The 12,089-nt window shown below is 69.5% G+C and carries 8 protein-coding genes; 4 read left to right on the forward strand and 4 right to left on the reverse strand.

Annotated elements, in window-relative coordinates:
- The first annotated feature begins 124 nt into the window (after window positions 1–124).
- Together OHU35_RS08585 and OHU35_RS08590 are read left to right on the forward strand one after the other, a co-directional pair.
- A complete protein-coding gene (locus OHU35_RS08585; RefSeq protein ID WP_189726584.1) occupies window positions 125–1,111 on the forward strand; it encodes a RecB family exonuclease in 987 nt (328 codons plus the stop codon).
- 14 nt (window positions 1,112–1,125) lie between these two features.
- Window positions 1,126–1,797 carry a response regulator transcription factor gene (locus tag OHU35_RS08590; RefSeq protein ID WP_018570356.1) on the forward strand — a complete coding sequence of 224 codons (672 nt, stop codon included), beginning with the start codon at window positions 1,126–1,128 and terminating at the stop codon, window positions 1,795–1,797.
- 77 nt (window positions 1,798–1,874) lie between these two features.
- On the opposite strand, the gene OHU35_RS08595 is transcribed toward OHU35_RS08590, so the two are convergent.
- The 4 genes from OHU35_RS08595 to metH form a co-directional block, all read right to left on the reverse strand.
- Entirely contained in the window at window positions 1,875–3,458 is a 1,584-nt protein-coding gene (locus OHU35_RS08595; protein ID WP_189726585.1) for an ABC transporter substrate-binding protein, read from the reverse strand.
- Between the two features lie 108 nt (window positions 3,459–3,566).
- The gene (locus tag OHU35_RS08600; protein WP_405505109.1) at window positions 3,567–5,171 is read right to left on the reverse strand and encodes an ABC transporter substrate-binding protein; all 1,605 of its coding nucleotides are present in this window, start codon (window positions 5,169–5,171) and stop codon (window positions 3,567–3,569) included.
- A gap of 398 nt (window positions 5,172–5,569) precedes the next feature.
- Window positions 5,570–6,271 carry an HAD family phosphatase gene (locus tag OHU35_RS08605; RefSeq protein WP_359896625.1) on the reverse strand — a complete coding sequence of 234 codons (702 nt, stop codon included), beginning with the start codon at window positions 6,269–6,271 and terminating at the stop codon, window positions 5,570–5,572.
- Window positions 6,272–6,397: 126 nt separating this feature from the next.
- A complete protein-coding gene (metH, locus tag OHU35_RS08610; RefSeq protein ID WP_189726588.1) occupies window positions 6,398–9,913 on the reverse strand; it encodes a methionine synthase in 3,516 nt (1,171 codons plus the stop codon).
- Between the two features lie 304 nt (window positions 9,914–10,217).
- Between metH and OHU35_RS08615 the strand changes: the two genes are divergently transcribed.
- On the forward strand, window positions 10,218–10,991 hold the full coding sequence (locus OHU35_RS08615; RefSeq protein WP_189726589.1) for an IclR family transcriptional regulator: 774 nt from the start codon (window positions 10,218–10,220) through the stop codon (window positions 10,989–10,991).
- A 266-nt stretch (window positions 10,992–11,257) separates the two neighbouring features.
- Window positions 11,258–12,052, forward strand: a complete 795-nt coding sequence (locus tag OHU35_RS08620; protein WP_189726590.1) for an MIP/aquaporin family protein — start codon at window positions 11,258–11,260, stop codon at window positions 12,050–12,052.
- The last annotated feature ends 37 nt before the right edge of the window (window positions 12,053–12,089 follow it).

A 12,089-nucleotide genomic window follows, 5' to 3' on the forward strand; every position in this document is an offset into this window, starting at 1 on the left:
GAGGTGCGTTCCGCCCCGGCACCCCTGTGTTTCCCGTCCGTCCCGTCCCTTCCCGGCTCCCGGCGTCGTACACCGCGCGACCGCGGCTGGGTCACTGTCAGTGGCGGGCCGTATGGTCTGGGGCATGGAGACGAGCACCGAGGGCGCGGCACAGCCCGACAGCAGCCCTGCCGCGGCGGTGGATCCGCCGGTCCCGGCAGAGCCCGTGGAGGCGGTCATCGAGACGGCAGTGGAGACGGCGACCGTGACCGCGCCCACCGCCATACCGCCTTCGACGCTGTCCCCCTCGCGAGCGAGTGACTTCATGCAGTGCCCGCTGCTCTACCGCTTCCGGGTCATCGACCGGCTGCCGGAGAAGCCCAGCGAGGCGGCGACCAGGGGCACGCTGGTGCACGCGGTCCTGGAGCGGCTCTTCGACGCCCCGGCGGCCGAGCGCACGGCGCCCCGGGCGAAGTCGCTGATCCCGGGCCAGTGGGACCGGCTGCGCGAGTCGCGGCCGGAGGTCGTGGAGCTGTTCGCCGACGATCCGCAGGGCGAGCGGCTGGCGCGCTGGCTGGGCGAGGCGGAGCAGCTCGTGGAGCGCTGGTTCTCCCTGGAGGACCCCAGCCGGCTGGAGCCGGCCGAGCGGGAGCTGTTCGTCGAGACCGAGCTGGACTCCGGGCTGCGGCTGCGCGGGATCATCGACCGGGTCGACGTGGCCCCCACGGGCGAGGTCCGGATCGTCGACTACAAGACGGGGAAGGCACCGAGGCCCGAGTACTCCGAGGGCGCCCTGTTCCAGATGAAGTTCTACGCCCTCGTGGTCTGGCGGCTGAAGAACGTGGTGCCGCGGCGGCTCCAGCTGGTGTATCTGGGCAGCGGCCAGGTGCTGACGTACGACCCGGTCCTCGCCGACCTGGAGCGGGTCGAGCGCAAGCTGCTGGCGCTGTGGGAGGCGATCCGGCTGGCGACCGAGACGGGCGACTGGCGGCCGCGCCCCACGAAGCTGTGCGGCTGGTGCGACCACCAGGCCCACTGCCCGGAGTTCGGCGGTACTCCCCCGCCCTATCCGTTGCCGGTGAGGGCGGCGGAGTCCGGCGGGCCCGCGCAGGGCAGAATGGGGCCGGACTAGCGAAGGAGACTTACGTGGCCATCCGCGTCCTACTGGTCGATGACCAGCCGCTGCTCCGCACGGGCTTCCGGATGATTCTGGAGGCCGAGCAGGACATCGCGGTCGTCGGCGAGGCCGGAGACGGCCTCCAGGCGCTCGACCAGGTGCGGGCCCTGCAGCCCGACGTGGTCCTGATGGACATCCGCATGCCGCGGATGGACGGTGTGGAGGCGACCCGGCAGATCACGGGCCCCGAGCGGGACGGCCCGGCGAAGGTGCTGGTGCTGACCACTTTCGACCTCGACGAGTACGTGGTGGAGGCGCTGCGCGCCGGTGCCAGCGGCTTCCTGCTGAAGGACGCCCCGGCCAACGAGCTGGTGCAGGCGATCCGGGTCGTGGCCGCGGGCGAGGCGATGCTCGCGCCGAGCATCACGCGCCGGCTGCTCGACAAGTACGCCACGCATCTGCCGTCCGGTGACGAGCCGGTGCCGGACACGCTGCACACGCTCACCGACCGCGAGGTCGAGGTGCTGAAGCTGGTGGCGCGCGGGCTGTCCAACGCCGAGATCGCCGCCGACCTGTTCGTCAGCGAGACCACCGTCAAGACGCACGTCGGGCACGTGCTGACCAAGCTGGGCCTGCGCGACCGCGTGCAGGCCGCGGTGTACGCGTACGAGAGCGGGCTGGTGCGCCCCGGCGCACAGTAGTCCGTCCCGCGGCTGACAGACGGAGGGCGCCCCCTGCCGAGGCAGGGGGCGCCCTCCGTCTGTCAGCCGCGGGTGCGTCAGGAGTCCTTGCTCAGCTCCCAGAAGCGGAACACGGTCGACGCGTCGAGGCAGTACTCCAGCCCGTAGACACCTTCGCGCACGACGGCGTACTGCTTGGCCTGCCACACCGGCAGGACGGGGAGTTCGTCGGCGACGATGTCCTGCAGCTCACCGAACTCCTTGTCGGTGGCGGCGCGGTTGGTCAGGGCCGCGGTGCGCGGGATGAGCGAGCCGGTGATGGTGCCGTTGTCGTAGTTGTTGTTCAGCACGTTGCCCTTGCCGAAGAAGGGGGCTGTGAAGTTGTCGGCGTCCGGGTAGTCGGGCACCCAGCCCTTCACGTAGACGCCGTACTTGCCGGCCGCGATGTCCTTCTCGTACTGCGTGAAGGAGACCGACTTGACGTCCGCGTCGAACAGGCCACTGGCGTTGAGCTGCCCGGCGATGGCCGTCAACTCCTGGTCGGTGGCAGGGCCGTAGCGGGACGGGGTCGACCAGAGGGTCAGCTTCACCTTGCCGGTGATGCCGTCGGCGCGCAGCGCGTCGGCCGCCTTGGAGCGGGAGGGGCGGGCGCCGTAGGTGTCGAAGAAGGCCGTGTTGTGGCCCGCGACACCGGCCGGGATGATCGAGTACAGCGGTGTCGCGGTGCCCTGGTAGACGTCCTTGATGAGGGCTTCGCGGTCGAGCAGGTGGGCGATGGCCTTGCGTACGCCGAGCTTTCCCGCGACCGGGTCGTCCATGTTGAACACCAGGTGCTGGACCTCGGCGCTGCTGCCCTCGACGACCTCGGTGCCGGTGCCGTCGTCGGCCTTCTCCATGTCGGCGACGTCGCCCGCGGTGAGGCCGCGGTAGGCGATGTCGACTTCCTCGTTCTGGATGGCCTGCTTCAGGGCGGTCTGGTCGCCGTCGAAGAACTTCAGCGTCACGCCGGTGTTGCTCACCTTGGCGGTGCCCTTGTAGTTCTCGTTGACGGAGAAGACGGCCTTGCCGTCGTCGAACGAGTCGAGCTTGTAGGGGCCGGAGCCGACGGCCCCGCCGTCCTTGCGCAGCTTGCCCGCGTCGTACTCGTTGTGGTCGACGATGGAGCCGGCACCGGAGGCGATCTTGCTGGGGAAGGTGGCGTCGGACGTGTTGAGGTGGAAGACGACTGTCCCCTCGTCCGGGGTCTCGACCTCGTCCAGCGTGGGGAACATGATCGCGGGCCCGTCGGGGTCGTTGATCTTCAGCATCCGCTCGAAAGAGAACTTGACGTCCTCCGAGGTGAGGGCGTCACCGTTGCTGAACTTGAGGCCGTCCTTCAGCGTGCACCGGTAGACCGAGGTCTGCGTGTCGGTGAAGGCGCAGCTCTCCGCTGCCTCCGGCTGCGGTTCCGTGGCGCCCTTGGGGAAGCTGAGCAGCGACTGGAAGACGTTGTTGAACAACAGCCAGGAGCCGGGGTCGTAGCCGGAGGCCGGGTCCGTGGCCAGGACGTCGTCGGACATCCCCACCACCACGTTGGAGCCCTCCCCCGCGGAGTCCCCGGTCTCCGTGCCGCAGCCGGTCAGCAGGCCGGAGGCGAGCCCCGCCACGATCGGCAGGACCGGCCACTGGTTGCGTATGTTCACGTGTGTGCCTTGTCGTCGGTTCTCGAGAACACCCGGAGCATGTCCCTGGCTCCGGGGCACGGCTCCCCGGGGGCCGCGGTCACAGGCCCCGGGGTTCCAGCGGGTACGTCAGCCGCTCACGCCCCGGCCGAGCTCCCACAACTGGAGCGTCGACGCGGAGTTGAGCGCGTAGGCGGTACCCGTGATGTCGTCGCGCGCGGCGACGTACTGCTTGCCCTGCCACAGCGGCAGCACCGGCACGTCGGAGGCGACGATGTCCTGAATGTCCGTCAGGCTGGTGGAGGCGGACAACCGGTCCGCCTCGCGGCGGGACTCCGGGATCAGGGTGTTGCGGATCTGGCTGTTGTCGTACGGCGAGCCAAGGGTGTTGTCCCTGTCAAGGAACGGCGCGAGGAAGTTGTCGGCGTCCGGGAAGTCGGGGAACCAGCCCATGCCGTAGACGTCGTACTCACCCTTCTTCTCGGCCGGGCGGAACGTGTCCCACGGCGTTCCCTTGATACCTACGTCGAACAGGCCGCTGGAGTTCAGCTGGTCGCGCAGGACCTCGAACTCCTTCTTGGTGGCCGGGCCGTAGTGGTCGGTCGTGTAGTGCAGCGTCAGCTTCACCGGGGTGGTGATGTTCGCCTGGTTCAGCAGGGAGCGGGCCTTGGTGACGTTCGCGTCGCCGTACTTGTTGAAGAACGAGTTGGAGTGGCCCGTGACGCTGGCCGGGACCAGCGAGTACAGCGGCTCGGCCTGGGAGCCGTAGACCTTGGACACCAGCTCGCTGCGGTTGACGACCTGGGCCATCGCCTGGCGCACGGCCTTGGACTCGACGGTCGGGGCGTCGGTGTTGAAGCCCAGGTAGCGGATCTCCAGGCCGGGCATCTCGACGAGGTCGATGCCGGTGTCCGCGTCGCCCGAGAGCTTGCGGATCTGGTCCGGCGACATGGCGCGGGTCATCAGGTCGATGTCGCCCTTGTCGATCGCCTCGCCCATGGCGTCGGCGTCCTTGTAGGAGACCATGTCGATCTTGTCGTTGTTCACCTTCAGGCTCCCCTTGTAGTCGGGGTTCCGGGTGAACTCGGCCCTGACCAGCTCGTCGTTCTCGACGTCGGCCTTGAGGGTGTACGGGCCGGAGCCTTCGAGGTCGAAGCCGTCGCGCAGCTTGTTCTTCGGGTAGTCGTCGGGGTCGACGATGCCGGCGACCGGGGTCGACAGCTTGTACGGGAAGGTGGCGTCGGCGTTCTTCAGGTGGAAGATGACGTCGCGGTCGCCCTGCGTCTCGACGGTGTCGATGGTGGACAGCAGCGCGAACACGCCGCTGTCGGCCTTGAGGGAGCGGGCGCGGTCGATGGAGTACTTCACGTCGGACGCGGTGACGGGGTCGCCGTTCGCGAACTTCAGGCCGTCGCGCAGGGTGCAGGCGTAGCGCTCGTTGCCGGTGTCGGTGAAGCCGCACCTCTCGGCCGCCTCCGGCACCGGGTCGCCCTCGCCGCGCGGCTGGATCATCAGGGTCTGCACGGTCTGGCGCAGGATGTTCCAGGTGCCGACGTCGTAGGCGTACGCCGGGTCGAGGGGTGCGGGGGCGTCCTTCGAGGCGGTGAACCGGTCCGTGGTGCCGACGACGATCGCGCCGTCGCCGTCGCTCCCGCCGTCGGACCCGCCGCAGGCGGCGAGCACCGGCGCGAGCAGGCCGATCACGGCCGGCAGCACCAAAGTCTTGCGGTTCATGCTCGAGTTTCTCCAGAGCTGTCTACTCCGTGTACCCGGCATGCAGGGGTGGCGCAGCGGATCACGGGTGGTGGGGCGATGTTCTCGCAACGAGATTAGTCCGGGCCGGCAGGAAGGTTCGCAGCGACCGGAGTTGAGCCCCCATCACGCTGCGGAACCGGGCGTGGACACACCGAAAACCCGATGGCGGAAGCTTTGGTACAGCGTTCCACCAATCGGGACACAAGGGCACGTCAGCAGCCCCCCAGGGCACACGCCGGATCCGCTGTCGACCCCTGACCGCGTGGGGAACGTCACACCGCAAACGGGTTCCGGAGTACGGTAATTCGACCGTCCGGAGAGGGTCGAATTCATCTGCGAAATTACCGTCTTAACTCCGCTGCACGCTGGGTGAACGGCTAGCGCATTTCCGTCATCAGCCCGTGCAGAAATGTCAGGTCGACCTCTTCGAGGGAGGTGACGACCGTACGGCGGAGGGCCGGGGTGATGGGGGCCACGGAGGGCACCGCCACGACGTGGCAGCCCGCGGCCTCGGCGGCGGCGACCCCGGTCGCGGTGTCCTCGATGACGGCGCACCGGGCCGGATCCGCGCCGAGTCCGGCGGCGGCCGCCAGGTACGGGTCGGGGTGGGGCTTGGTGCGCGGCACCTCGTCACCGGCCACCGTCAGACGGAAGTGGTGCGCGCCCAGCGAGGTCAGCACCCGGTCGATGATGCGCCGGTGCGAGGCGGAGACCAGGGCCGTCGGGATCTCGTACTCGTACAGCTCGGCCAGCAGCCGGCCGGCGCCCGGCATCAGCGGCAGGGCGCGGTCGATGCGGTCCTCGAAGCCGTCGTTGAGCAGCACGGTGAGCTCGTCGAGGGTGATGTCTGCGCCGGTGGCCTCGATCAGGAAGCCCGCGCTGCGGGTCATGGGGCCGCCGACCACGACATGGCGCCAGGACTCGTCGAGCGTGTGGCCGAGGGAGGCGAAGACCTCCGCCTCGACGTCCCACCAGAAGCCCTCCGTGTCCACCAGAGTGCCGTCCATGTCGAGGAGCACCGCCTGCAGGGCGGAGCCCTCGGCCGTGCGGGTTCCGAGCGCGGGGACCGTACTGGTCATCCACGTACCTCCTTGAGGGACGTTCAGGCCGGCTCCCACGAGGGGAACCGGCCTGCGGTGGACCGACCAGTCTACGTCGTGCGCGGACGAAGCGCCTCTTTTGGCCCGTGTGCCTGGTGGGGCGGCTCAGCGGGCGTTGAAGTACTTCGCCTCCGGGTGGTGGATCACGATGGCGTCCGTGGACTGCTCGGGGTGCAGCTGGAACTCCTCGGACAGGTGGACGCCGATGCGCTCCGGCTGGAGCAGGTCGGCGATCTTGGCGCGGTCCTCCAGATCGGGGCAGGCGCCGTAGCCGAGGGAGAAGCGGGCGCCCCGGTACTTCAGCTCGAACATGCCCTGCATCTCGTCCGGGTCCTCGCCGGCGTAGCCGAGTTCGGAACGCACGCGCGCGTGCCAGTACTCGGCGAGCGCCTCGGCCAACTGCACGGACAGCCCGTGCAGTTCGAGGTAGTCACGGTAGGCGTTGGCCTCGAACATCCGGGCGGTCTCCTCGCCGATGCGCGAGCCGACGGTGACGATCTGGAGGCCCACGACATCCGTCTCGCCGGACTCCTCCGGGCGGAAGAAGTCGGCCAGGCACAGCCGGCGGCCCCGGCGCTGGCGCGGGAAGGTGAAGCGGGTGCGCTCGTTGCCCCGGTCGTCCAGGAGGATCAGGTCGTCGTCCTTGGAGACGCACGGGAAGTAGCCGTAGACCACGGCCGCCTCCAGCAGGTTCTCCGTCTGGAGCCTGTCCAGCAGGCCGCGCAGCCGGGGCCTGCCCTCGGTCTCGACGAGTTCCTCGTATGACGGGCCCTCGCCGGTGCGGTTCTGCTTCAGGCCCCACTGGCCCTTGAACAGGGCGCCCTCGTCGAGCCAGCTCGCGTACTCCTTGAGCTGGATGCCCTTGATCACGCGCGTGCCCTTGAAGGGCGGCTCGGGGACGGGGTTGTCGGTGGCGACGTCGGAGCGGACGTGCCCCTCCTCGGGGCGTTCCTCGACCACGGCCGCGGCGGTGGCCCGGACGCGGCGCTGCTTCAGCTCGGGCAGCTTCGCTCCCGGCACGCCCCGCTTGACGCCGATCAGGGCGTCCATCAGGCGCAGGCCCTCGAAGGCGTCCCGGGCGTAACGGACCTCGCCCTCGTAGATCTCGTGCAGATCCTGCTCGACGTAGGCCCGGGTGAGGGCGGCGCCGCCGAGGATGACCGGGAAGTTCGCCGCCAGTCCGCGCTGGTTCAGCTCCTCCAGGTTCTCCTTCATGATCACGGTGGACTTGACCAGGAGTCCGGACATGCCGATGACGTCGGCCCGGTGCTCCTCGGCGGCGTCCAGGATCGCGGAGACCGGCTGCTTGATGCCGAGGTTGACGACGTTGTAGCCGTTGTTGGACAGGATGATGTCGACGAGGTTCTTGCCGATGTCGTGGACGTCGCCGCGGACGGTGGCCAGGACGATGGTGCCCTTGCCTGCCTCGTCGGTCTTCTCCATGTGCGGTTCGAGATGGGCGACGGCGGTCTTCATCACCTCGGCGGACTGGAGGACGAACGGCAGCTGCATCTGGCCGGAGCCGAACAGCTCGCCGACGACCTTCATGCCGTCCAGCAGGGTCGCGTTGACGATGTCGAGGGCGGAGCGCTCCTGGAGGGCGTCGTCCAGGTCGCCCTCCAGTCCGTTGCGCTCGCCGTCGATGATGCGCCGCTTCAGGCGCTCGTCCAGCGGCAGGGCGGCCAGTTCCTCGGCCTTGCCGGCCTTGAGGGACTTGGCGGTGGCGCCCTCGAACAGCTGCATCAGCTTCTGGAGCGGGTCGTAGCCCTCGCTGCGGCGGTCGTAGATCAGGTCGAGGGCCGTTCCGACCTCTTCCTCGCTGAAGCGGGCGATCGGGAGGATCTTGCTGGCGTGCACGATCGCCGAGTCCAGGCCCGCCTTGACGCACTCCTCGAGGAAGACGGAGTTGAGCAGGATGCGGGCGGCCGGGTTGAGGCCGAAGGAGATGTTGGACAGGCCGAGGGTGGTCTGCACCTTCGGGTGACGCCGCTTGAGCTCGCGGATGCCCTCGATGGTGGCGATGCCGTCCTTGCGGGACTCCTCCTGGCCGGTGCAGATGGTGAAGGTCAGGCAGTCGACGAGGATGTCCTCCTCGTGGATGCCCCAGTTCCCGGTCAGGTCGTCGATCAGCCGTTCGGCGATCTCGACCTTCTTCTCGGCGGTGCGGGCCTGGCCCTCCTCGTCGATGGTCAGCGCGATGAGGGCGGCACCGTGCTCCTTGGCGAGCTGGGTGACCTTGGCGAAGCGGGACTCGGGGCCGTCGCCGTCCTCGTAGTTCACCGAGTTGATCACCGCGCGGCCGCCGAGCTTCTCCAGGCCGGCCTGGATGACGTCGATCTCGGTGGAGTCCAGCACGATCGGCAGGGTGGAGGCGGTGGCGAAGCGGCCGGCCAGTTCCTCCATGTCGGCGGCGCCGTCCCGGCCGACGTAGTCGACGCACAGGTCGAGCATGTGCGCGCCTTCGCGGATCTGCTCCCGGGCGATCTCCACGCAGTCGTCCCAGCGGGCGTCCAGCATGGCCTCGCGGAACTTCTTCGAGCCGTTGGCGTTGGTGCGCTCGCCGATGGCCAGGTAGGAGGTGTCCTGCCGGAACGGCACGCTCTGGTAGAGGGAGGCGGCACCCGGCTCGGGCTGCGGGCTGCGCTCGCTCGGGGTGACGTCCCGGACGCGCTCCACCAGCTGGCGCAGGTGCTCGGGGGTGGTGCCGCAGCAGCCGCCGACCAGGGACAGGCCGTAGTCCTGGACGAAGTTCTGCTGGGCGTCGGCCAGGCCCTCGGCGTCGAGCGGGAAGTGCGCGCCGTCCTTGGTCAGGATCGGCAGGCCGGCGTTCGGCATGCACAGCAGCGGGATGCGCGAGTGGCGCGTCAGATAGCGCAGGTGCTCGCTCATCTCGGCGGGGCCGGTGGAGCAGTTCAGGCCGATCATGTCGATGCCGAGGGGCTCCAGCGCGGTCAGCGCCGCGCCGATCTCGGAGCCCAGCAGCATGGTGCCGGTGGTCTCGAAGGCCATCGAGCACAGCAGGGGCACGTCGACGCCGGTGGCCTCCATGGCCCGGCGGGCGCCCAGGATGGACGCCTTCGTCTGGAGCAGGTCCTGGGTGGTCTCCACGAGCAGCGCGTCCGCGCCGCCGGCGAGCATGCCCTCGGCGTTGGCCTGGTAGCCGTCGCGGATGGTGGCGTACGCGACGTGGCCGAGCGTGGGCAGCTTGGTGCCGGGGCCGACGGAGCCGAGCACCCAGCGCGGCCGGCCGTCCCGGGCCGCGTACTCGTCGGCCACCTCGCGGGCGATCCGGGCACCCGCCTCGGACAGCTCGTGCACGCGGTCGGAGATCTCGTACTCCGCCGCGGCCGTGTGGTTGGCGCCGAAGGTGTTGGTCTCGACGCAGTCCACGCCCACCGCGAAGTATGCGTCGTGGACCGAACGGACGATGTCCGGCCGCGTCAGGTTCAGGATCTCGTTGCAGCCTTCGAGATTCTCGAAGTCCTCGAGCGTGGGGTCCTGCGCCTGGAGCATGGTGCCCATGGCTCCGTCGGCCACCACCACACGGGTGGCCAGGGCCTCTCGGAGCGCGGACACACGGGTCCGGCTGTCTGCGGAAGGGGTCAGCGGCAACGAGGCCATGTAAAGGGCTCCCTCGGATGCGACGGCTGTCGGCTTTGCGGCTTCCCGGACATCCGGAGGGCATCCGGGGAAGGGCGCACCGCGCCAGCGTAACCGGGAGTCGGCTTGGATGGGCAGCGCGTCCACGAGACGGACGCCGATGGCGGCGGGGCGGCCGTCGGGCGTCCGATGAACCCTCTGTGACGCAACAAATGGCGTCCGGGCATTAGCGAGAGGTCGGCAACGACCGGTAGTGTTCGACATTGCCGAACAAGGGCTGCGGCGGCGCTTGTCGGCGGTCGAAGGGGACGGAGGCAGTACGGCGATGGCACGGAACATCCAGTCGCTCGAACGGGCGGCCGCGATGCTGCGGCTGCTCGGGGGCGGCGAGCGACGGCTCGGCCTGTCGGACATCGCCTCGTCGCTGGGCCTGGCCAAAGGCACCGCCCACGGCATCCTGCGCACCCTCCAGCAGGAGGGTTTCGTGGAGCAGGACGACGCCTCCGGGCGCTATCAGCTGGGCGCGGAGCTGCTGCGCCTGGGCACCACCTACCTCGATGTGCACGAGCTGCGGGCGCGCGCCCTGGTGTGGGCCGACGACCTGGCCCGTTCCAGCGGCGAGAGCGTCTATCTGGGCGTTCTGCACCAGCAGGGCGTGCTGATCGTGCACCACGTCTTCCGGCCCGACGACAGCCGGCAGGTCCTGGAGATCGGGGCCATGCAGCCGCTGCACTCCACGGCCCTGGGCAAGGTGCTGTCCGCCTACGACCCCGTGGCGCACAGCGAGGCCCTGGAGAACGACCGCAAGGCGTTCACCGACCGGACCGTGTGCGAGCCGGAGGACTTCGAGCACATCCTCGACCTCACGCGGGCGCGTGGCTACGCGGCGGACGTCGAGGAGACCTGGGAGGGCGTCGCCTCCCTCGCCGCGCCCATCCACGACCGGCGGCGCATGCCCGTCGGCTCGGTCGGCATCACCGGCGCCGTGGAGCGGCTGTGCCGGTCCGACGAGGAGGGCGCGGTGCGGCCGGAGCTGATCGCGGCCGTCCGGGACTGCGCCCGCGCGGTGTCGCGGGACCTGGGCGCCGGGCGGTTCTGACGGCACACAGCGGGACCGGGGCGTCGTACGGCGTTCCGGTCCTCGGCATGTCCGCGATCACGGGCGTCGGAGATCCACAGAACGGGCAGCGATCAGTAACGATCGTGTTTTCGACAACAGAGCCCTTGACGTGCTCGTAACCCCGAAGCAAGACTCCCGTCCATCGGTCGACATTGTCGAACAGCTACCGGCAATACGCGCTAGAGTGGGACAACGCCAGGCCGGTATCGAACTTCCCCCCTGGACGAAGGACAAAGGAGTCGCGGGTGTCCAGCTCCGACATCTTCATCGGCGAGACCATCGGTACCGCCATACTCATCCTCCTCGGCGGCGGAGTCTGCGCCGCCGTCACACTGAAGGCTTCCAAGGCCCGTAACGCCGGCTGGCTCGCCATCACCTTCGGGTGGGGCTTCGCGGTGCTCACGGCGGTCTACACCACGGCGCCGCTCTCCGGCGCCCATCTCAACCCGGCCGTGACGCTCGCGCTCGCCATCAAGGACGGCGACTGGAAGAACGTCCCGGTCTACTGGGCCGGACAGATCCTCGGCGCCATGATCGGCGCGGGCCTGGTCTGGATCGCCTACTACGGTCAGTTCCACGCCCACCTCACCGACCGCGAGATCGTCGGCGGTCCGGGTGCGCAGGACACCGCCGCCAAGGCCGTCGAGGCCCAGGAGCAGGGCGCCGGCCCCGTGCTGGGCGTCTTCTCCACCGGGCCCGAGGTCCGGGTCGCCTGGCAGAACCTGGCCACGGAGATCATCGGCACGATCGTGCTGGTGCTCGCCGTGCTCACCCAGGGCCTGAACGACGCGGGCAACGGCCTGGGCACCCTGGGTGCCCTGATCACCGCGCTCGTGGTGGTCTCCATCGGTCTGTCTCTCGGCGGCCCGACGGGGTACGCGATCAACCCGGCCCGTGACCTCGGTCCGCGTATCGTGCACGCCCTGCTGCCGCTGCCCAACAAGGGCGGCTCCGACTGGGGCTACGCCTGGATCCCGGTGGCCGGTCCGCTCATCGGCGGGGCCATCGCCGCAGGCATCTACAACGTCGCATTCGCTTAGGAGCGGTCTTTCTCGCGCAGGAGCGGCAGTCTTTCCC

The sequence above is a fragment of the Streptomyces purpurascens genome (assembly GCF_045040895.1).
Lineage (GTDB): Bacteria > Actinomycetota > Actinomycetes > Streptomycetales > Streptomycetaceae > Streptomyces > Streptomyces purpurascens.